Genomic DNA, 21,026 nt, shown 5'->3' with positions numbered 1-21,026 from the left:
CATCGTTTACCAGTTTACGAAGGTACGGCTAATCCGTGAACTCGCTTTACAGAATGCAACGTAACAACCTGTTTTGGCTTACTTTTGGCGCATGATTTCTTCCCAACAACACGATCTAATCCTGAAGAACCTGGGCGTTACGTCCTTAAACCCTATGCAGGAAGCGGCTCAGAAAGCCATTCTACAGGACAATGATACGTTTCTGATCGCGCCCACCGGATCAGGTAAAACGCTCGGCTTTCTACTACCTGTTCTGCAATTGCTCAAGCCAGATCGTAACGTCGTACAGTGCCTTGTGCTGGCACCCACCCGCGAGCTGGCGCTGCAGATTGAGCAGGTCTGGAAAAATATGGGGACGGGCTATAAAGTCAACGTGTGTTACGGTGGCCACGCGATGGAAACCGAAATCAAAAATCTGAGCAATCCCCCTGCCCTGTTGATTGGTACGCCGGGCCGGATTTCGGACCATATTGATCGCAAAACACTCTCGCTCGAAGGGATTCAAACGCTGGTGCTGGACGAGTTCGACAAATCGCTGGAACTGGGCTTTCAGGATGAGATGGCGTTCATCATCAGCCGCTTATCTAACCTTAAAAAAAGGGTCCTGGTTTCCGCTACGTCGGGGATAAAAATTCCTGATTTTGTCCGGCTCAATGCGCCCACTACGTTAAACTTCACTCGGGAAGATGATACGCCAACGGGCCTGACGATCAAGGTTGTTTATTCCGAAGAGAAAGACAAAATTGATACGTTGTTTCGGCTGCTGTGTTCGCTGAACTCGGAAGCGGCCCTGATTTTCTGCAACCATCGCGAAGCCGCCGAACGAACCAGTGCGTTACTGAACGAACGCGGCATTTACGCTACGTTCTACCACGGCGGTATGGAGCAGGCCGACCGCGAACGGGCGCTGATTCTGTTCCGAAACGGCAGCGTAACCTATCTGGTTACGACTGATCTGGCAGCTCGCGGGCTGGATATCCCCGAAATGAAACACGTAATCCATTACCATCTGCCCTTGCAGGCGCATGAATTTGTTCATCGCAATGGACGAACGGCCCGAATGCATCGCACCGGCGGACCAGCGTCCGGAACGGCTTATGTAATTCTGCATCAGGATGAACCGCGCCCTGCCTATCTGGATAAATCACTGGAAATAGTTGAACTTCCGACGGATATGATTTTGCCCAGACCGCCCGAATTCATCACGTTATACATCAGTGGCGGCAAGAAGAACAAGCTCAACAAGATCGACATTGTAGGCTTTCTGTCGCAAAAAGGTCAACTCGACAAAGGAGATTTGGGCCTGATTGAAGTAAAAGACTTCAGCTCGTTTGCCGCCGTAAAAAAAGATAAAGTCGCTACGTTGCTGGAACGGATAAAGGATCAAAAAATGAAGGGAAAGAAGTATAAGATTGAGGTTGCCCGCTGAGTCAGGAACGTCAGTACGTATCATTCTTCCCCAACCGGCTCACTGGCGTGCTGTTCGTAATTTTCGGACAGCATTTTGTAGGCTCTGGACTTCATGGCGAGCAAGGTAACAAGCAGACCGATCAATCCTGTTACGGTAAATAAAAGCGCCAGTCCTCTATCTCTTCCCGTACCAAACCAGCCTCCAATTAGTTCGACGCCAGCGCCCGTGGTCATAAACGGAATGAAAATGTACTGCGCGATAGGCCCGATCAGAAACGCCGTAATTGGCGAAGCCGCCTGTTCAACGCTTTGGGCAAATCCAAACACCCTACCCTGCCGTTCGGGCGGAATCAATTTCTGAAGAATGGTTTGCTCGGCCGCTTCAACCACCGGAATCAGGCACATATACATACCCATGCCGATGGCCAGAAGTACGATAGAAGCCTGAATGGTAAAGAAAATGCAGACGATCCACATGATGATGTTCGTCAGAAAAAGCGTCCGAAGCGGATATTTCCCCAGGCCGTATTTAGAAACCACCAAGCCGCCAACGATAAACCCCATACTTAGCCCCCCCCACAAAATTCCCCACGTCTGGACCGACACCAGCGAGAGTCCATATGCATCCATCAGCGACATAAAAACACCGCCCAGAAAGTTGTTGAACGTATTGAAGAAGATAAGCGCAAACAAGCCGGGCATCTGTTTCAGAACATGTATCGTCCCCTTAATATCCACTCGTTTTGTTTCGTCATCGGAATGGGCAACTCCTTTTTCGGGAATCGTTACGGTCCACAGATGAAGGATCGTCAGCAGCGTAAGGCCAAGGGCCGAAATCAGCATCCAGAAAACACCCAGAAAGCCAATAATAAGCCCGCTGAAAATAGAAGCGACCAGAAACCCAACGCCATTGATCGTTCCGACCAGTCCGTTTGCTTTGTCGCGTCCTTCCTCCGGAATCAGCACGGTTACGAGGGTTGAGAGCGCTATAGAGCGGATATTTCCGGCAATAGCTCCCAGCAGGGCTAATACCACAAATACCCAGAGAATAGGGCTCGATGGATCCGTGAAGATTTTCTCCGGCGTCGATACGTAGATAATGAAGGCAACGGTATACAAAACCAACGAGCCGACACTCGACACCATCATGGCGGTTTTTTTCTTGTATCGGTCGACCAGCGAACCCAGGAAAAACCCGGTAATCGCCACTGTACCGCTATACACCCCCGCCATCACCGACGTAGCAACCACTGATTTGGTTTCCAGATAGACCCAGAACGTAACCGCAAACCAGACGAAGTTATTGGTGAGAAAAGCGGTTAGCGAATTCGCTAGAACGAGATAAAACGGTTTCATCCTGACGGGTTTGAGCAGTATGCAACGTATCACAGGCCAGGCTACGTTTGGGTCAGGCCCGTGGCTACGTAGCGCAAGCTGGCTAAAAATAAGGACTCAATTGCATTTTTCTGGCCATCTCGCTTCGCTGTACTCCGAATTTTCACAGGAGAAATTAAACCGACTCGTCTTTATCTTTCGAAACTGTGGACCAAGCCGACTTCTTCAGCCATCAGTGCCCTTACAATACTGCTCAATCATGAATTTTAAATCTATTTACTTACTTTTTACATGTCTTTTTCCTCTACTAACTGTCGCTCAATCAAAAACCGATTCCCCATTTTCGATTCGGGGCGTATTGCTTGATGAACAAAATAAGCCTGTGCCCTTCGGCAACGTAGCGTTATTTCAAAAACCTGATTCAACCCTGATTACCGGAGCGGTTTCGAACGAAAACGGCCAGTTTGAGATACGTAGTAAAGACGGTACGTTCTCCGTTCGAATCAGCGCAGTTGGGTATCAGGACCGACGTATTGCTACGGTACAAGTGGCAAATCAATCGATTGACTTAGGCAAACTGGTACTGAAATCCAGCTCCAAACGGCTGGAAGAAGTAGTTGTACGTGGAGAAAAAAGCCAGATGGAACTGGCGCTGGACAAACGCGTATTCAACGTCGGGAAAGATCTGGCCAATGCGGGCGGAACAGCCGCCGATATTCTGAGCAACGTACCGTCGGTGGCAGTCGATGCCGAAGGGAATGTGAGCCTTCGGGGCAGCGGCAGCGTCCGGATTCTGATTGATGGAAAACCGTCGGGGCTGGTGAGCTTCAAAGGCGGGGCGGGGTTACAGCAATTGCAGGGCAGCGCCATCGAACGGGTAGAAGTGATTACGAACCCATCGGCCCGTTACGAAGCCGAGGGTATGGGCGGTATCATCAACATCATCCTGAAAAAAGAACAGCGCGAAGGTATCAATGGCTCATTCGATGTTATTACGGGCTATCCAACCAATTTCGGGCTGGCCGCCAATGTCAATTACCGTCGAAAAAACCTCAATTTTTTTATCAATTACACCAACTCGTTTCGGAACACGCCCGGTCGAAATTCCATGTATCAGGAGGTATACCGTAACGACAGTACGTTCATTACCCGGCAAAATTCGAACAGCAGTCTGAAAGGCATTAACAACAACGCCCGGGCGGGTCTGGATTATTACTTCAATGCCAAAAACATTCTCACAGCTGCGTATACCTGGCGTTTGAGCAAAGGAAAACGCTTTTCCGATATTATCTACCGGGACTACCAGTTCTCGACCAACAACCCGACCGGCATTACCAACCGTACGCAGGACGAAACCGAAACGGAACCCAATTCGGAGTACTCGCTCACGTACAAACGCTCGTTTACCCGCGAGGGCCATACATTGACCGCCGACGTTCGGTATCTGGATAATTGGGAGAGTTCGGATCAATATTTTACGCAGCATACGTATCAACCCGACGGACGTACCACAATGGCTCCTTCCGTTTTGCAGCGTTCGCTCAACGACGAAACGGAAAAGCAGTTTCTGGTCCAGATTGATTACATACAGCCGTTTAGCAAAAACGGCAAATTTGAAGCGGGGTTACGTAGCAGCACGCGCGACATGACCAACGATTTCTCGGTAACACAGCAACAGAACGACGGTAGCTGGACACCACTGCCGGGCCTGGTCAATGATTTTCTGTATCAGGAACGCATTAACGCGCTGTACGGGATTGTGGGTAATAAAGTGCGCAAGTTTTCATATCAGGCGGGTTTGCGTGCCGAAAAAACAGACGTAATAACAACGCTCCGGCGAACCAACGACGTCAATCCGCGCCACTACGCCAACCTCTTCCCTAGCGTACATGCTACGTACGATCTGCCCCGCCAGCACGCGTTGCAACTTAGCTACAGCCGCCGGATTCGTCGCCCTACGTACAATGATCTGAGTCCGTTTTCGACGTTTAGCGATAACCGGAATTTCTGGAGCGGAAACCCGAACGTAAATCCAGAATTTACTGATGCGTTCGAGCTGGGGCACATCAAATATTTCGGCAAAGGGTCGATCAGTTCATCGGTTTATTATCGATACACCATCGACAAAATCTTGTCGATTCGGCGGGTAAATGACCAGGGATTTGCCGTAACACGGCCTGAAAATCTGGCGAGCGAAAACTCCTACGGTGCTGAGTTTGCCGGTTCGTATGCGCCTTTGACCTGGTGGAAACTCGATGGCAGTTTTAACTTCTTTCGGGCTATCACCGACGGTAGCAATCTGGACGTCAATTATCAAAGTGATACGTATAGCTGGTTCACACGCATGATTTCCCGATTTAATCTACCTAAATCCACTGACATTCAGTTGCGTGGCAATTACGAAGCTCCGCAGAAAACCCCGCAAGGGCGCCGGAAAGGACTGGCTACGCTCGATTTATCGGTCAGTAAGGATTTATTGAACAACAACGCTACGTTGACGCTCAATGTGCTGGATGTGTTCAACTCCCGTCGGTTCCGCTCCATTACAGAAGGGCCTAATTTCTATACGGAAAGCACTTCGCAGTTTCGGCTCCGGCAGATTAATCTGACGTTTAGCTACCGGCTCCGGCAGGCGAAGAAAAAAGAAAAAGAAGGGAATGAAGGCGAGTTTTAGTAAACTTGAGCCGTAGTTCCCTGATTATCCAATGAAGCGTACTGCCTATTTTTTCGTTTTATCGCTCCTTTTTCTTTCTGGCGTTACGTCTGCCCAAACCTCCGATTCGGTTCAGGTGCCCGGTATTGTTGTGGCCCACAGTCCGGCTTCGTCGGGTTTGTATGTGGGGTCGCCAAGCCTTTGTATACTTCCCAATGGAGAATACCTGGCGTCGCATGATTTGTTTGGCCCTAAATCAGAAGAGTTCGACCGGCCCGTTTCCCGTATCTATCGGTCACGCGATCAGGGCAAAACCTGGACGCCCATTGCGGATATTGTAGGTCAATTCTGGTCGAAACTGTTCGTTCATCGTGATAAACTCTACTTCCTGGGAACGGACAAACATCACGGAAATGTAATCATCCGGAACTCCCCGGATAATGGCATTACGTGGTCGAACCCAACCAATCCGCAGGATGGACTGCTCCTGACGGGCGAGTATCATTGCGCCCCTATGCCACTGGTGGAACATAAGGGCCGGCTTTGGCGGGCGATGGAAGATGCGATGGGGCCAGTTAAGCAATGGGGAAAACGTTACGGTGCTTTTCTGATGTCGATTCCTATTTATGCCGACCTGATGGACGCGCGCAACTGGTCGCGGACGAACGTAATGCGGTATGACTCTACGTATCTGAATGGTCATTTTGGTGGCTGGCTGGAAGGTAACGCCGTTGTAACACCCGACGGTCGTTTGCTGGATATTCTACGGGTTGACGACAAATCGACCATGAACGAGAGAGCAGCACTCGTGAACATTAACGCGACTGAAAATAAGGCCTCGTTCAATTCTGATATGGACTTCGTTCCTTTTCCGGGAGGAAGCAAAAAATTTGCTATTCGGTACGATCCTGAAACGCAGTTGTACTGGACCCTGTCGAACATCATTTCCGATGAGGCTCAAATTCAGAATAGAGGGAAAAACCCGGCCAGTATCCGCAACACGCAGGCGCTGTGCAGTTCTAGAGATCTTCGGCATTGGGATATCCGGCAGGTCATTTTAACTCATCCCGATGTAGCGAAACACGGTTTTCAATACGTTGACTGGCAGTTTGATGGCAAGGACATGATTTTCCTGTCGCGTACTGCTTTTGATGACAACGACGGGGGCGCTCACAACAACCACGACGCCAACTACCTGACGTTCCACCGGATTAAAAACTTCCGGAAATTATAGAGAGGAATTATCAACCGTTTCTTCATTTCTAGAGGCTTTTAGGTGTTAAGAAACGGGAACGTAATGCCTCTCTGCCCAAATCCAGAAAAGCAAACTTCACACTCGCAGTGCCCTTCGATTTATTGCGTAATGCGTTAACAAGTACGCTCGAACCTGCTCAACCGATACGTTTTACCTCATTTTTTCATAGGGATTTCCAAAGACTGGCTTGTACAATTCACCTTTTCAATGAAAAATCAAAGGCACTTTTTGTACTTTACCAATAATTGAAAACTATTTATATTCTATACTTTGTTTATTTGTTGAGTAATCAAACGAAAAGCTCATTCGCATTTCAAATTGATTATAAATTGATTACAGAAATCATGAACTCATCATACACTCTAAATATAGAAAATAGTATTCAGCGTAGATGGAATCGAATTTGCATTTTTTTGCGTTCCTCCATCTATGGCTTTATTGATCGCAACGCATCGGCTTTTGAGAGCTTAACTCGCACGGCAACGCCTTTTGGCGGTAGTTTACTAGCCAGAAATAAATAGCTAACTAATTGGCTGCACACACTTCTGAAAGAAAAGCGAACGTCAACTAATCTGGAAATAAGCGAGTAGACTACGTAACGAAATTGTAGTTCACAATCGAAGCAAAAACGGCTCCGCAATCTTCAGGAGTTATGTTAACGTCATCGTTTTTCGATAACAGAAGACACGTATCCCACAAATTTATAAACCTCGCCGGCTGACGCCCGAGACTTTCACCTGAACATTCCGGACAGTCGAACAGACATACCTGAGGTGTTCTTTACTACCTATTGACATGAAACGTTTTTCAGTAATATATACGCTTAAGAAGCAGTATTATCAAGTTTATTGTGCTACGCTCGAAGAGGCAAAAGCGGTGTTGCAACAACTTTCGGGCAAAAAAGACCGTGTTCCCATCGGTATTTATGACGCTAAAACGGAGCTTTTCTCCTGGGAACCCAGGCGTCAGGATAAGTACGACCACGCTGACATTGAGGAACAGGGCAAGTTGGGCAACCAAATTATCAGTATTGCACAGGCACTACGTTATCGGGATATGGAGTGGCAGCGCGCTGGCGCACCGAGCCGTCTTAGCCTCTTCGCGTAATCCATAACGGGAAGTCCGTAAAGTAAATTTTTTAGATTCTACAGGCCTAACGTGACATTTTAAAAGTCTATAGAGTCTAAAGACATAGAGACAAAGGTAGAATTGTGCTACATTAGATGTTGCTACGTCAATTAGCTTACAAAGTGTCTACTCATCAATCTATACAACCTCATTCATTATGCAAACTTATAGTCAGGACATTTTGAACGCATCACATACGATGCTGGCATATCCGGCTTTTCTGGCTGGCTATCGAACTGTCGATGAAGCGCTGAACGACCGTTTATTTAGTAATTATATAAGTGCTTTTCTTGATCAGGATATTGCGTTCTTATCGTCTATTTCCGATTCGGGCGAGTACGACAATCAATTATCGAGTCTGCTGGCCAGCCTGGCGGTAAACGATTCACTGGATCAGTTGTGCTGCGATGGCACCTCAAAGCTGGAGGCCTTTGTGCTACCGACACTCCTTGAACTACTGGGCGAAAACCGGGATGTTCGTCGTATTGCTTTCCTGCTGGCGGCCTACGGCCATTATCTGTCAGCGACAACCGACGAGAAAGGCGTATCCTATCAGATCAACGATCCAAATCTGCATCAGGAAGACTGGGCTAAGATTAATAACAACGACGTGGTTTCGCTGTTGGGCATTTCGCCACTGGCATCAGCGCGTCTACAAACATTTTCGTATTTCGTAGCGCTGTATAAATCCTACCGGGCGCAAATTGCGCAGTTGGGGATTATGGTTTTATTGAAACAGATGGCGTATCATCGAATGGATATGCGCACTGCGGCCTAACTAGTTTCTGGTACGGCCCCGTTGGAGCCGTACCAGAAAATCAATTCATTTTTAGCTTGAACTTGCCATCCGAAATAGTGATGGCGTCGGTTTTATCCTGCTTTTTGTAGCCCCTTCCTTCCGGGTCGATATCCGAATCGTAACCGGTTGTTTTGGTAATTACTTTATCTTCCATTTTCGACATCAGGCGGCCGACGCCCCCAAATACCGTAGCGGTTCCTTTTTCTTTCCAGTACGTTCCGGCCAGTTTGGTGTTGAACGTAGCTTCCAGTGAACCATCGGCGGCTTTTGTTACCGTAACGGTTTCGTTGTTGTTCTGCGACATACCCATGTGGTATTCCATACGGGGTTCTTTCGTTTCTTCAACGTATTTGACCGCAGCCAGTCCTTTGTAGGTACCCATCTCCTGGATTCGTTTCCAGTTTTCTTTGGTATCGGGCTTGTCAGCATCCACAATCAGGTACGTTCCCGGCTCCACATTGTCTTTATTATCGTAGCTGGCCAACCAGAGACGTACTGATTTATCGGGCTTGATGGCATTAGCCGTTACAAACCAATAATTGCCAATTCGGATGCGTCGGGGCTGCGTCGTGTAGTCTTTACCGTCAATTTTTGCGCTGAAGGTGTTTTCATTGGCAATCTGTCCGAAGGTAGTGGTGACCGTCAGCAGAAAAGATAGAGCTAAAAGGGTTTTCATAATTTTCATGTTTACTCGGGTAAAGGTCGCCGAAAATAAAAAAACGCACTATCAGATATTTATAAAGCGGTAAAGTTGACGTATGAATCAGGCAAAAGTGCGCATCAGTTGTTAGCGGTTTCCGGCCAGCCTGCTAGCGGATGCGTATGGTTTTACTACGTATCAGTGAAGCGACCGAAAATACTGGTATAGCGAAGCCAGTTCTTTTTGCTCATATTGGGCCGTCATTTTCCAGGGCATATTCTCGTTATTTATCTGATGGCCGCTGGGCGTCTTGCCAGTACGTAGTGTTGCCATAAATTGCTCCTGCGTCCATTTGCCTACGTTGCCCGTACTGGTCAGATTTGGTACGGGCGGAAAGCCTGGCGCGACAGGATCACCTCCTTTAAAATCAGGGCGGTGGCAGCCGCTGCACGACACAGCTAAATATTTACCCAGGGCGATCCCTTCAGTTGAATCGGCCTTTGCTACCATCGGCCGGTCATGATCGATTTTCTCGACGGAGAACAACGGCATTTTATCCAGATAAGTCATTACGTTAACAATTGGACCGATTTTTTCAGCCGGAAGCTCATGATCAACTGGAGGAATCTGCTGGCAATACGCAATGATAGCGGCCATATCCTGTTGAGAAAGCAGCGTTGTTTCGTGCGATGGCATGAACAACAATGGGTGACCCACCCGGTCGACACCATGACGTAGCGCCCGAACCCAATCGGTGGTTGAATAATCAGCTGGCAACCCGCCTTTGCCTTTGGTCAGATTAGCCGCCGAAAGCCGCCCGAGGCTGGCATCGTCCATCATAATTTTTCCGCTCAGGTTGTTTCCATGACAGTCGGTACAGCCTTTAATCACGACCAGGTGTTGTCCGCGACGTATCGCATTGCTGTCATTCGGTGCGTTCAGACTTTCGTCGGCAAACGTGTACGTTTTTTCAATTCGTTGCGAAATGTTTCGTGAAATGAGGAAGTACCCGACCAGAGCAAGGAGCAGGATCGATCCCAGAACAATCCCCGTCCATTTGGCTATTTTACGTAGCATAACTTTTTAAATGATTGAGTGTGGCAACTTCGTGACCGGTAAATGTATCCCGCTACCAGGCCAGTAGTTTTGTGCAAAAATCCACACACAAGCGGAGGTAACACCTACGCAAAACGGATAAAAATCTACGCAAAACGGACTATGGCCACTTCAGTTGTAAACTCATGCGATCTGACTGATTTTACATCACTTCCACACCCGCATCTGCTCGCATCGTCAGCTTCCGTTACGTCGGCCCCTGATACGTTCGTTCATGTTCATCATCCGGAGGCCGGAGCCTTGAAATTTAACAGTACGTTCCTGCCACATATGCATATGATGGACATGCGGTGGAATACTACGAATGACCTTGAACTTATTGATTCGACGCCTTCCGACAACATCCACATTAATTTTCAGCTGAGTGGATGTATGTACTCCAGGTTTCAGGGGCTTAAACATGATCTCGACATGCGCCCCGGAAAGCATAATCTGATTTATACGCCAGAAATAGGCCATATCAATCAGTTGAAGGGCAACCAGTCGATGGCAATGTTTCTGATCAGTTTAGATAAGCATTTTTTCACGTCGCTTATCGGGCAGAATGACCATTGGAGTGAGCAGCTCACGTCCGACCTGTATAGTGAGCGTGCTTGTTCAGCAATAGCGGGTACGCAAACCATCACTCCGCAGATGCTTTACCTGATTGAAGATATTCGGAATTGCAGCGTTCAGGGGCCGATGCGAAATCTGCTGATTCAATCCCGGGTGCTGGAGTTACTGGCGCTGGAAATTCAGCAGTTTACTACATCTCCTCTCAGCGACGAAGCGTTACGTCCGGACGAGGCCGAAAAGCTTCATAAATTAAGAACGTACCTGGAAGCTAACTTCCTGTCTGAATTGTCGTTAGCGCAATTAAGCCGAGTGTGCCTGCTGAATGAATTCAAGGTAAAAAAGGGATTCAGGCAGTTGTTTGGCACAACGGTCTTCAGCTACGTTCGGAAACTGCGTATGGATTATGCGAGCCGACTACTCCGAAATTACAACGTATCGATTGACGACGTAGCCGATAAACTTGGCTATGAACACGCCCAGCACTTTTCCATTGCCTTCAAAAAATATGTGGGCATAACGCCTTCTCAGTACCAGCAGGGCAAGGCTAGTGGTGCTGCGCGACCGAATAATTGCGCTGAACACGCTACGTACCAGGAAGATAGATAAAGTGGAGAGTCGTTGCCAGAATAGCCGCCCCCCACTCTAAACTGGATTACCAACCTAAAATCAATCTGGTTGTCTTATATGACTTCGGTCCGCAGAATCTTATTCACGATAGTTTCCTCCGTGAAGGATGGCGTTGCGCCCCGCTGCGTAGCTACGTAAGCGCCCGTTGCACAGGCAAATTCAAGTGTTTCCTGTGGAGAGGCACCCTGCAACGTTTTATAAAGGAAGGCCGCCAGAAAGGCATCGCCACTGCCGATGGTATCTTCGACCTCAATGGGAAAACCCGTCTGCTGAATAAAATCCGTTTCGTTGAGCAGAACGGCTCCTTTGTCGCCTAACGTAACGCACAGCGTTTCCAGCTGATACCGATCGCGAATTTGCTGCATGGACCGTAACAAATCCGTTTCAGAGCCGTACCATTCCGATAATTCGACCAGTTCATGCTCGTTCAGTTTGGCAATGTCAGCCTGTTGCAGGAGCTCTTCCACCGTCGTTCGCTCATAATGCGGAGCCCGCAAATTCACATCGAACACTTTCCGACCTGCAACCGCCAGTAGGGCAAGCAGAGTCTCGTGGGTGATCGGACTACGGGCGGCCAGACTTCCATAGACAAACAAATCACTTTTCTGCACGGCATCAATCAGATTGGGTTCGAGATGAATGTAATCCCAGGCAACGGGCTGCACAATCTTGTAGGTGACCTCATTCGTGTCTGAGATATTGGCTTTGGCCACGCCTGTCAGATGGGTTTGTCCAACCTGAACCAGATCGAGTGGTAAGCCTTTCTGCTCCAGAAACTGAAGTAGCTCCCGGCCCAGGTCATCATTACCTACCCGACTGATTATCTGAGCATTAATACCGAAATTTCGGAGGTCGGCTGCTACGTTCATCGGAGCCCCCCCCGCTTGTTTGCTGGTTGGTAATACGTCCCAGAGGGTTTCGCCAAAACAGGTGATGGTAGGTTTCATACGTTTTTCGGTTGTCATTTATCAAGGAACAACAAAAGTTTTTTCGATCTGTTGCAGACTCGTTTCTTTCGTTTGGGGCTTAAATCGGAGCACAAACAGCAGTTACAGCACCTTCCATAATGGTAAAAAGTTGCCCGTAATGTAACAGACGGAACTACGCAGTTTCTGAATCATCACATGTTGTCAGTTTGAATCCGTTTTAGCCCAATCGATACGTCAAAGTTAGCTCTGGAAACAAACGTAGCGCTTTGGGAAACGTTCAAATACTTTCAAATTAAACACAAGCAAAAAGTTATCTGATTATCAATTATTTACAGTAAATAAAAGTAAAAAAAGCTTCGAAAATGTTACGTAGACTTTCGATTTTGTTATCAGGGTAGAAAGTGCTGAATAAGAAAAAGGACTGTTCATAAACAGCAAAGGTGCACAACAAACGACCTTCCGGACCCTGATTCATTTGATCAGACTTTACTATTAAAGTGCTTATTCATAAATCCGGCTTTGCACAAGCTTCGAAAACAGAATTTCCGGAAACTCACTCACCATATTGAATAAAAACCGAGATTAGAAATAATAACGTATTGACAATCAATATGGCTACAAAAGAACAAATTCTGGATATGACGCCCGTCGGGATGAGGTTTACCGTTTTGCAAACCAGTGCCGATACGCAGGGGAAGTCTTTAGATCTCCATTGGGAATTATTGCCTAGCTGCAACATGAAAAATCCTTTAATACATGTCCATCCCGATGCCATCGAGACCTATGAGGTACTTGAGGGTGACATGCAATTTTTTGTGCATGATAAATGGATTTCGGCAAAGACAGGCGATAAATTATCCGTTCCCAAAGGCATTGCCCATTGTTTCAGAAATCCTACCGATAAAGTCGTGCGGTTATTCAATACTCATCAGCCTGCCTTGAAAATGGAAAACTACTTTGAGGATGTTTGCAAAGTTCTTGATAAGGTTACCAGCAACCGTCGAAAGAATTTCCGAATGAATTTTGGTACAATGCTCTACATGAGCGTGCTGATGAATAACTATCGGAAAGAAATTATTGCTAAAAATCCGCCCGATATCGCTATAAAGGCCCTGGGATGGATAGCCAGAAAATTGGGTATAAACTATTAGTCTTCTAAATTAAGTGCTTAATAATCAGAAATATAATCATTACAACATATCCGTTGAATCGAGGAGATTTCTATAACCATTTTCGGGGCTGACTATTCGTAACGGCGTTATCTTTTGGCAAGCGGGTTAGGCGAAGGTATGAGTAACTAGTTGATACAACTCTCTTTGAATGAGAGATTTACTATTCTAACCAACTCTTTTACCATGAACGTATCATTACTTTTTACCTTCATTACGCTAGTCAGTGCGGCCTTGCTGCCAGACTTTTCAACCCCACCACTAAAGCATTCGCCCAGACACATCAACCGGCCTCCTGATCAGGCACTTATCAAAAAAGGAGAATACCTGGTTGGCATCATGGGATGCGGAGACTGTCACTCGCCCAAAACAATGGGCCCACAGGGACCGGAGCCTGTTGCCAGCAAATTGCTGTCGGGTTATCCTGCTGATCGGTCCGTACCGGCACGTAACGCCGATGCTCTCAAAAACTGGGTGTTGTTCAATAGCGATAACACGGCGGCAGTGGGTCCCTGGGGCGTTTCGTTTGCGGCTAACCTCACTTCGGATGCAACTGGTATCGGCAACTGGTCAGAAGAGCAGTTCAGACGGGCGCTGAAACAGGGAAAATCCAAAGGATTGGCCAACAACAGAATGCTCTTACCGCCAATGCCCTGGACGAATTACCGTAACATAAAAGACGAGGATTTGAAAGCTATTTTTGCGTATCTGAAGTCAACAAAGCCCGTTGCTAACGTAGTGCCTGCCCCAATTCCACCCGGTAATTGAACTTCCAGCCAGTATTTCACGCACGGCAGTAATCCGGACTGTCGGGCTGAAACAAAACGCTAAATCACAGAATGGCGAGTTTTTAAGCAGAAACGCTTCCTCTTTAAAAACAAACGATGGATTTACTACGTACTGATAAGAAACCCGTCTATTCATTACGTGGATATGAGTGAAAAAACAATTGCCCATAAAGACATACAGATAGCCACTGAAAGCTTTGGCACTCCAAATCATCCCGCTCTGCTGTTGCTGGCCGGAGCTACCGTATCGATGCTCTTTTGGGATAGTGCATTCTGTCAGCGATTAGCTGATAAGGGCTTTTTTGTGATCCGCTATGATAATCGGGATGTGGGCAGGTCAACAACGTATCAGCCCGGAACAACACCTTATGATCTAGTCGATTTAGTGGATGATGCGATTGCCGTGCTGGACGGCTACCAGCGGGCCGAAGCACATTTTGTGGGCATTTCGTTAGGCGGACTGATCGCTCAGATCGCAGCCATGAAATATCCTCAACGGGTTCAGTCCTTAACCCTGATGGCAACCGGCCCCTGGGGAGATTCGGACCCGGACATACCCGAAATGGATCAGCGGATTATTGCGTTTCAGGCTCAGGCAGATGCGGTGGACTGGACAGATGAGTCGGCAGTGGTTCGCTACATGGTGGAAGGAGCCGCTTTAATGAGCGGCCGAAAATCGTTCAACCGGAAACGTAGCGAGAATCTTATCCGGGAAGAATTCCGACGCGCCAACAATTACCTGAGTATGTTCAATCATGCTTCACTACAGGGTGGTGAAGACTATTATGGACGCATCCATACTATTGAACAACCCACTTTACTTATCCACGGCACGGACGACCTGATCTGGCCCTTTCAGCACACGAAAGTGATGTTACGAGAGCTGAAAAATGCGAAACTCCTTCGCTTAGAAGGAACAGGACACGAGTTGCATGAAGCCGATTGGGACTTGATCATTGATGGTATTACCAATCATGCGAAAACTGCCTTAGAAACGTAACGACTGCCAATCGGCTACCGTACATTCACCTTAAAATCGAACAGATCCGGGCGTGTATAATGCCCTATTACGTCGAAATCGAGTTTGTTTTTCAGCACTTCGTTCAAGTCCAGATCAGCGGTAAGTATACCCTCCTGGTCCCAGAGCGGCCCTGCCAGAAAGTCGCCCTGCGGTGAGACAATAGCACTGCCACCCCGGCATAAAACGTTATCGTCATCAGCCAGAAATTCCTGATATGCTTCGGAATAATCGCTACGTTGAAAAAATTGATTACTGCCCAATACGTAACACCGGGCTTCACAGGCAATGTGCTGAAGCGTAGCAGGCCAGGTCGGTCGAGCGTCGGCGGTGGGCGCCAGGTAGAGGTGAGGTGCCTGCTGATAAATGCTCATCCGGGCCAGTGGCATGTAATTTTCCCAGCAGATCAGTCCACCCATGCGGCCAATCTCGGTATCGAACACACGTAGCGAGTCCTGACCGTTTCCTTCGGCCCAGATCAACCGTTCGACTCCAGTTGGTTTCACTTTCTGATGCTTACCCAAATACCCCTGCGTGGGCGATACATAGATGAGCGTACAATACAGACTTCCGTTCAAAACGTTACGTTCCGTTACGCCGATGGCGAGGTAAACACGATTATCGCGGGCAATCTGTTCAATACGTTTCAATTCAGGGCTGGGCAGTTGCAGGCTGTTTTCCCAGTACGTCCTGTAAAGTTCGCGCCCGGCATCGGTACGTAAACCTATTGAGGCACCGAACGTAAATTTTCGGGGATAGCCAGGAATGAATGACTCCGGAAACAGGACAAACTGACATCCCTGCCGTGCTGACTCAATGACTAACGATTCGAGTTTGTCGAGCGTTTTTTGCAGATCAAAAAATACGGGCGTAGCCTGAACAACAGCAACGTTAATGTGCATAATTCAATAGCGAAGGCCTTTGGCCGTAAACCGCAGTTTATAGCCAAAGGCCTGTATATGTTTCACCAAAGATAGTTAATTGGCTTATTACTTCGGCTCGGTCACTTCGGTATGAATATGCGGTCTTGGCGCGATAAACAACGTCAACCACGTACGCCGGGCTACTCGGAAAAAATAGCCTGTCAGAAGAATTAATGTAGGCACCAGACCAATCAGATAATAATCCAGATCAACCTGTAGCCATTGCACGAAAATAAAAAAGGTAGCTAAAATGTAAATGGTGTATAACGCATAGCTGACAAACATGGATGCCCAGTAGAAACCTGGCTCGGGCATAAAGTTTTCGCCACAATGCGGGCAGCGTTCGTGCATTTTATCGAAATCTTTGCTGAACGCGCTATTCTTGACAAAAAAATTACCCTCATGACAACGAGGACATTTGTTAAAAGCAATGCTGTATAATCGGCTATCGGTTGACATGGCTTTGGAGCAACGATTGAGATAAAGTTACCTCACGGACGTCTGCTGCTCAGGCAGTTTTTACGTTACAAATTTACCTTTAGGGTAAATTTATTGCTAAGACATACCAAGCCATGTATGGTACAAATCAACGATGACGTACTAAAGCCTGGCGGAAGTCTGCAGGAGTCTGCCCGGCATGTTTTTTGAAAAATCGAACAAAATACGACGGATCATCGAAGCCCATTTGAAATCCAATTTCCTTGATGGACTGTGTCGTGTGCGTTAGTAACCGTTGCGCTTCAATCACAATACGTTCATGCAATAGCTGGCTGGCTGTTTTACCCAGAACTTTTTTGCAGATATGGTTAAGATGATTCGGTGTCAGATTCATCTGTTCAGCGTACGTGCTCACTTCCCGAACCGTCAGAAACTGATTTTCGATCAACTCTTCGTACTGACGAATCCGGTCGTACAGGTGCGTATCGGAACCAACCCACTGCTGATTATAGAGTCGATTCGCGGTTTCGAGCAGGATATGCACAAACGATAAAAATACGTCGGCCCGGTTTGGGCGACGCTGCTCGTATTCATCATATGCATACGTAAATAAATCACTAAACAGGTTCTGCTGGTCAGTTACCTCCAGCAGCGGCTGATGCTGATGAGAATGAAAAAAAGGGTATTGCTGAAGCCTGTTCCCAAAACGTCCCCGGAAAAAGTTAGCATCGATAAACAAATTATACCCCCGGCTATCGGGCGATAGCTCCCAGCTGTGTACCTGGCCTGGTGTGAGAAAATAAAGTTGATAAGGCGCTATCGAATACGTTCGAAAATCGATGGTGTGTGTGCCACTCCCCTGCATTAGCCACATTACTAAATAAAACGTATGGGAATGCGGTTTGTCGATCCCTTTGAATTCCTCCACGAGTTTTTCCAGCCGCGTCATATAAAAAAGCGCATCAGGCTCATGGCGGGGAAACGATTGTATTTTATAAACGGGTACAGAGAATGACATACAGGCAATTTTACAGCTAAGCTCGTAAAAATGGATCAGGTTAGTAGAATCCGCAATTAAGAATACCAACTAGTCAACCAAAATTATAGCACAGTTAACTACTTGATAATTAATACATTTTAATTTTTTACAGCAGTATATTGGTGATAAATAGTGCTGTGCTTGAAAGCAATAGATTCTTATTTCTGATACGTATGAATTATCTATTAATCGGTATACTTCTCTTTCTTAATCTAACAGTTGTACAGGCGCAGAATCTTAAAAACCCGAAACTAGATAGCCTGGATCGGCTCATCCGTCAGGCATCTACCGACACCGGCCGAATTAACCTAACAAATAAAAAGATTTCTTTATTAACTCAGGTGAACATTGACTCGGCGATACGACTGAGTCTTCAAACGATTGAAAAGGCCAAACGTATCAACTACAAACAGGGGGAAGTGTTGACCAGAGTCCATCTGGCCTACAGTTACAGTTTCAAAGGCAATTACGCAGCCGCTAAAAAAACCCTTAAAACAGCCGAATCAATTGCAATTTCATTGAAGGACTCGGTTCATTTGCTAAAAGTCTATAATTCGTACGGATCGACCTATGGAATGCAGAGTAAATACGATAGCGCCATTACCTACTTTGAGAAAAGTATGGCTATTGCTGAACAGATCAATAGCAAGGCTAATTTAGGATCGATTTACTTAAACCTGGGCATTTCGTATGATATGCAATCGAACCGCCCGCAGGCGTTGTTCTACCAGCAGAAAGCGCTGACGCTGGCCGAGTCGCAGAAGGACTATAATACGCAGGCCTATTGCCTGGTTAATATAGCTAATATTTACAAATTGATGGGCGATCTAAAAGCGGCTGAACAGCGCTATAAGCGAGCGATCAACCTCTCAAAGCTGGAAGGAATCAAGAACGTAGAGCTCTACGCCTATACGAATCTGGTGGATATATATACCCTGATGAACGCCCCTCAAAAAGCCTACGAATTTGCCATGAAAGCCGCAGCTTTAGGAAAAGAAATTGGCGACACCGGTATTCAGGCCACCAGCTTGTCGAAAGCCGCGACGAATCTGGCGAATCAGAAAAAATTTAAGGAAGCCGAACAATTGGACAAACAGGCTATCGCCATTGCCGATGCGTCGAATCAACCGTTGAACATTCATCAGACGTATGCCGCTATGGGGTCGATCCTGAATAAACAAGGCAACTACGCAGCGGCCATTCCTTATTTTGAAAAAAGCTTTAGTGTTCTGAAAGATGCTGATATCTACGACTCTCAAACCGGAGAAAGCTACGCTGAACTATCGTCCTGCTACGAAAAAACCGGCAACTTCCGACTAGCCCTGGCGGCTTACAAACGGGCAGCCGCTATTTCTGATTCGGTACGTGGTAAAGAGAATGTTCGTAAGTCTACCGAACTCGCCATGACTTACGAGTTCAATAAAAAGCAACAAGCGGCACAGGCCGAACAACAACAACAGGCAGCACAGGCAAAAAACAGGCAATTGGCTTTGGGAGCAGGTATGGGTCTGATGCTGATACTAGCTGCCACAAGTTTCTATGCGTATCGCACGAAGCAAAAAGCCAATACGTTGCTCCAGCAGCAAAAAGAAGAACTTCAGCAGGCACTGACCAAACTTCAGACAACCCAAACGCAACTCATCCAATCAGAGAAAATGGCCTCTCTCGGCGAACTGACCGCTGGTATTGCCCATGAGATTCAGAATCCACTGAATTTTGTTAATAACTTCTCGGAAGTGTCCACTGAATTGCTGACAGAAATTCAGCAGGAACGCAAAAAAGCAGAACGTAACGAAGACACGGAAGAAGAAATTTTAGGTGACCTTTCCGGAAATCTGGCCAAAATCAATCACCATGGAAAGCGGGCGTCCAATATTGTCAGGAGCATGCTTGAACATTCACGCGCCCATACCGGTCAAAAACAACTCACTGATCTTAACAAACTCTCCGATGAGTACCTGCGACTGGCGTATCACGGCATACGAGCCAAAGACAAAGAGCTAAGCATCAATCTGGTTACCCATTTCGATTCAAAACTGGCGAAGGCTGAGGTTATCCCGCAGGAAGTAGGACGTGTTCTGCTGAATCTGTTCAACAATGCTTTTTACGCAGTTCGGCAGAAACAGCAGACTAGACTCAGCGATTACCAACCGGCTGTAACCGTAAGTACAAGAAACCAGCACGGCATGGTCGAAATCCGGGTTCACGACAACGGTACGGGTATTCCTCAGCCGGTATTAGATAAGATTTTCCAGCCTTTCTTCACCACCAAACCTACAGGGCAAGGAACCGGACTGGGCTTATCACTCAGTTACGACATCATTACGAAAGGTCATGGCGGTACGTTAACTGTAAATACCCAGCCGGGCGAATTCTCTGAGTTTATTATTCATTTACCCATCAAATAATTGAGGGGCTTACTTTCGGCCCAGCGATCAATGGGCAGGCTGCATTACGTTCAATGCCTCTAATGGCGATTTCCGATAGAGGTCGTAAATATATTGCGTTTTACCAACACGGATCTCGTACGTATCTGTTTCAAGCGCATCGATAAATTCCTGCGCAACAACGGATGGAGCAATACCGCTTTTCCCATTGATGATCGCTGAAAATTCAGTATCGACCAGGGGTGGCATCAATTCGAATACCTTTACGTTGCTGGTACGTTCCAGGGCAATCCGTAGCGACTGGGTATAGGAATGCAGAGCCGCTTTGCTGGCTGAATACGTGGGCAGATTACCAGGAACAAAAGCAACAATGGACGATACGTTTACGATTGCAGCTTCTGGTTGGGCTTTAAGCAATGGTAACACGTATTCATTTAGGCGGATCACGGATAAATAGTTCGTTAGTATCTCGTCTTGCGCTGTATCAAACGCCCCATTACTATTGGCAATATCATATAGAATGGCCCGGCCAGCGTTGTTGATAATTAGGTTAAGGTCCGGAAAATCATGCGTCAACGTAGCGCTTAGCGCTTCTGCATCTTCTTTTTTACTAACGTCACTGACGATACCAGTTGCATTCGATAACTGATCCAGTGCCTTATCGAGACGTTGTTTATCCCGACCAGTGATGATAACTTTATTTCCTTTCGCCGATAACACTTTAGCGATTTCAAAACCAATACCGGCGCTTCCACCTGTAATCAGGGCTGTATTCTGGGTCGTTTTCATTTTTTGAACGTATTAGCCACTTTCCATT

At 47.0% G+C, this 21,026-nt stretch carries 18 protein-coding genes; 10 read left to right on the top strand and 8 right to left on the bottom strand.

Annotation, left to right across the window (positions count from 1 at the left end):
- Window positions 1–91 precede the first annotated feature (91 nt).
- A complete protein-coding gene (locus ACOJS8_RS06315) occupies window positions 92–1,429 on the top strand; it encodes a DEAD/DEAH box helicase (protein WP_420147688.1) in 1,338 nt (445 codons plus the stop codon).
- A 20-nt stretch (window positions 1,430–1,449) separates the two neighbouring features.
- Here ACOJS8_RS06315 and ACOJS8_RS06310 read toward each other — a convergent pair whose 3' ends face one another.
- A complete protein-coding gene (locus tag ACOJS8_RS06310; protein ID WP_420147687.1) occupies window positions 1,450–2,766 on the bottom strand; it encodes an MFS transporter in 1,317 nt (438 codons plus the stop codon).
- A gap of 238 nt (window positions 2,767–3,004) precedes the next feature.
- On the opposite strand from ACOJS8_RS06310, the gene ACOJS8_RS06305 reads away from it, so the two are divergent.
- The 4 genes from ACOJS8_RS06305 to ACOJS8_RS06290 all read left to right on the top strand — a co-directional run bounded on the left by ACOJS8_RS06305 (window position 3,005) and on the right by ACOJS8_RS06290 (window position 8,559).
- A complete protein-coding gene (locus ACOJS8_RS06305; protein ID WP_420147686.1) occupies window positions 3,005–5,419 on the top strand; it encodes a TonB-dependent receptor domain-containing protein in 2,415 nt (804 codons plus the stop codon).
- Window positions 5,420–5,450: 31 nt separating this feature from the next.
- Complete coding sequence (locus ACOJS8_RS06300; RefSeq protein WP_420147685.1) at window positions 5,451–6,632, top strand: sialidase family protein; 1,182 nt, start codon at window positions 5,451–5,453, stop codon at window positions 6,630–6,632.
- A gap of 816 nt (window positions 6,633–7,448) precedes the next feature.
- A complete protein-coding gene (locus ACOJS8_RS06295) occupies window positions 7,449–7,760 on the top strand; it encodes a hypothetical protein (RefSeq protein ID WP_420147684.1) in 312 nt (103 codons plus the stop codon).
- A gap of 178 nt (window positions 7,761–7,938) precedes the next feature.
- Window positions 7,939–8,559, top strand: a complete 621-nt coding sequence (locus tag ACOJS8_RS06290; protein WP_420147683.1) for a hypothetical protein — start codon at window positions 7,939–7,941, stop codon at window positions 8,557–8,559.
- Window positions 8,560–8,599: 40 nt separating this feature from the next.
- On the opposite strand, the gene ACOJS8_RS06285 is transcribed toward ACOJS8_RS06290, so the two are convergent.
- Window positions 8,600–9,256, bottom strand: a complete 657-nt coding sequence (locus ACOJS8_RS06285) for a hypothetical protein (RefSeq protein ID WP_420147682.1) — start codon at window positions 9,254–9,256, stop codon at window positions 8,600–8,602.
- Window positions 9,257–9,418: 162 nt separating this feature from the next.
- The gene (locus tag ACOJS8_RS06280) at window positions 9,419–10,297 is read right to left on the bottom strand and encodes a c-type cytochrome (RefSeq protein WP_420147681.1); all 879 of its coding nucleotides are present in this window, start codon (window positions 10,295–10,297) and stop codon (window positions 9,419–9,421) included.
- Window positions 10,298–10,438: 141 nt separating this feature from the next.
- Here ACOJS8_RS06280 and ACOJS8_RS06275 point away from each other — a divergent pair, with 141 nt between their 5' ends.
- Entirely contained in the window at window positions 10,439–11,497 is a 1,059-nt protein-coding gene (locus ACOJS8_RS06275; RefSeq protein ID WP_420147680.1) for a helix-turn-helix transcriptional regulator, read from the top strand.
- Between the two features lie 74 nt (window positions 11,498–11,571).
- Here the strand turns inward: ACOJS8_RS06275 and ACOJS8_RS06270 are convergent, their stop codons facing one another.
- Complete coding sequence (locus ACOJS8_RS06270; protein WP_420147679.1) at window positions 11,572–12,465, bottom strand: carbohydrate kinase family protein; 894 nt, start codon at window positions 12,463–12,465, stop codon at window positions 11,572–11,574.
- 593 nt (window positions 12,466–13,058) lie between these two features.
- Here ACOJS8_RS06270 and ACOJS8_RS06265 point away from each other — a divergent pair.
- The 3 genes from ACOJS8_RS06265 to estT all read left to right on the top strand — a co-directional run bounded on the left by ACOJS8_RS06265 (window position 13,059) and on the right by estT (window position 15,404).
- Entirely contained in the window at window positions 13,059–13,598 is a 540-nt protein-coding gene (locus ACOJS8_RS06265) for a cupin domain-containing protein (protein WP_420147678.1), read from the top strand.
- 204 nt (window positions 13,599–13,802) lie between these two features.
- A complete protein-coding gene (locus tag ACOJS8_RS06260) occupies window positions 13,803–14,384 on the top strand; it encodes a c-type cytochrome (protein WP_420147677.1) in 582 nt (193 codons plus the stop codon).
- A gap of 165 nt (window positions 14,385–14,549) precedes the next feature.
- Complete coding sequence (estT, locus tag ACOJS8_RS06255) at window positions 14,550–15,404, top strand: macrolide hydrolase EstT (RefSeq protein ID WP_420147676.1); 855 nt, start codon at window positions 14,550–14,552, stop codon at window positions 15,402–15,404.
- 14 nt (window positions 15,405–15,418) lie between these two features.
- Here the strand turns inward: estT and ACOJS8_RS06250 are convergent, their stop codons facing one another.
- The 3 genes from ACOJS8_RS06250 to ACOJS8_RS06240 form a co-directional block, all read right to left on the bottom strand.
- Complete coding sequence (locus ACOJS8_RS06250; RefSeq protein ID WP_420147675.1) at window positions 15,419–16,324, bottom strand: carbon-nitrogen hydrolase family protein; 906 nt, start codon at window positions 16,322–16,324, stop codon at window positions 15,419–15,421.
- 87 nt (window positions 16,325–16,411) lie between these two features.
- Entirely contained in the window at window positions 16,412–16,804 is a 393-nt protein-coding gene (locus tag ACOJS8_RS06245) for a DUF983 domain-containing protein (protein WP_420147674.1), read from the bottom strand.
- A 127-nt stretch (window positions 16,805–16,931) separates the two neighbouring features.
- Window positions 16,932–17,801, bottom strand: a complete 870-nt coding sequence (locus ACOJS8_RS06240) for a helix-turn-helix domain-containing protein (RefSeq protein WP_420147673.1) — start codon at window positions 17,799–17,801, stop codon at window positions 16,932–16,934.
- Between the two features lie 194 nt (window positions 17,802–17,995).
- Between ACOJS8_RS06240 and ACOJS8_RS06235 the strand changes: the two genes are divergently transcribed.
- Window positions 17,996–20,230 (top strand): tetratricopeptide repeat protein, encoded by a 2,235-nt coding sequence (locus ACOJS8_RS06235; protein ID WP_420147672.1) that lies wholly within the window; start codon window positions 17,996–17,998, stop codon window positions 20,228–20,230.
- A 27-nt stretch (window positions 20,231–20,257) separates the two neighbouring features.
- Here the strand turns inward: ACOJS8_RS06235 and ACOJS8_RS06230 are convergent, their stop codons facing one another.
- Window positions 20,258–20,998, bottom strand: a complete 741-nt coding sequence (locus ACOJS8_RS06230) for an SDR family oxidoreductase (RefSeq protein ID WP_420147671.1) — start codon at window positions 20,996–20,998, stop codon at window positions 20,258–20,260.
- Between the last annotated feature and the right edge of the window lie 28 nt (window positions 20,999–21,026).

The sequence above is a fragment of the Spirosoma sp. genome (genome assembly GCF_048594605.1).
GTDB lineage: Bacteria > Bacteroidota > Bacteroidia > Cytophagales > Spirosomataceae > Spirosoma.
The sequence above is the reverse complement of the archived record's forward strand: the minus strand, read 5'-3'. Positions and strand labels throughout refer to the sequence as shown.

Excerpts from the sequence above, each read along its gene's own strand:
- ACOJS8_RS06230 (WP_420147671.1), bottom strand. The coding sequence starts at position 20,998 with ATGAAAACGACCCAGAATACAGCCCTGATTACAGGTGGAAGCGCCGGT.
- ACOJS8_RS06245 (WP_420147674.1), bottom strand. The coding sequence starts at position 16,804 with ATGTCAACCGATAGCCGATTATACAGCATTGCTTTTAACAAATGTCCT.
- ACOJS8_RS06290 (WP_420147683.1), top strand. The coding sequence starts at position 7,939 with ATGCAAACTTATAGTCAGGACATTTTGAACGCATCACATACGATGCTG.
- ACOJS8_RS06280 (WP_420147681.1), bottom strand. The coding sequence starts at position 10,297 with ATGCTACGTAAAATAGCCAAATGGACGGGGATTGTTCTGGGATCGATC.
- ACOJS8_RS06275 (WP_420147680.1), top strand. The coding sequence starts at position 10,439 with ATGGCCACTTCAGTTGTAAACTCATGCGATCTGACTGATTTTACATCA.
- ACOJS8_RS06240 (WP_420147673.1), bottom strand. The coding sequence starts at position 17,801 with ATGTCATTCTCTGTACCCGTTTATAAAATACAATCGTTTCCCCGCCAT.
- ACOJS8_RS06295 (WP_420147684.1), top strand. The coding sequence starts at position 7,449 with ATGAAACGTTTTTCAGTAATATATACGCTTAAGAAGCAGTATTATCAA.
- ACOJS8_RS06235 (WP_420147672.1), top strand. The coding sequence starts at position 17,996 with ATGAATTATCTATTAATCGGTATACTTCTCTTTCTTAATCTAACAGTT.
- ACOJS8_RS06265 (WP_420147678.1), top strand. The coding sequence starts at position 13,059 with ATGGCTACAAAAGAACAAATTCTGGATATGACGCCCGTCGGGATGAGG.
- ACOJS8_RS06300 (WP_420147685.1), top strand. The coding sequence starts at position 5,451 with ATGAAGCGTACTGCCTATTTTTTCGTTTTATCGCTCCTTTTTCTTTCT.
- ACOJS8_RS06270 (WP_420147679.1), bottom strand. The coding sequence starts at position 12,465 with ATGAAACCTACCATCACCTGTTTTGGCGAAACCCTCTGGGACGTATTA.
- ACOJS8_RS06285 (WP_420147682.1), bottom strand. The coding sequence starts at position 9,256 with ATGAAAACCCTTTTAGCTCTATCTTTTCTGCTGACGGTCACCACTACC.
- ACOJS8_RS06315 (WP_420147688.1), top strand. The coding sequence starts at position 92 with ATGATTTCTTCCCAACAACACGATCTAATCCTGAAGAACCTGGGCGTT.
- ACOJS8_RS06250 (WP_420147675.1), bottom strand. The coding sequence starts at position 16,324 with ATGCACATTAACGTTGCTGTTGTTCAGGCTACGCCCGTATTTTTTGAT.
- ACOJS8_RS06310 (WP_420147687.1), bottom strand. The coding sequence starts at position 2,766 with ATGAAACCGTTTTATCTCGTTCTAGCGAATTCGCTAACCGCTTTTCTC.
- ACOJS8_RS06305 (WP_420147686.1), top strand. The coding sequence starts at position 3,005 with ATGAATTTTAAATCTATTTACTTACTTTTTACATGTCTTTTTCCTCTA.
- ACOJS8_RS06260 (WP_420147677.1), top strand. The coding sequence starts at position 13,803 with ATGAACGTATCATTACTTTTTACCTTCATTACGCTAGTCAGTGCGGCC.
- estT (WP_420147676.1), top strand. The coding sequence starts at position 14,550 with ATGAGTGAAAAAACAATTGCCCATAAAGACATACAGATAGCCACTGAA.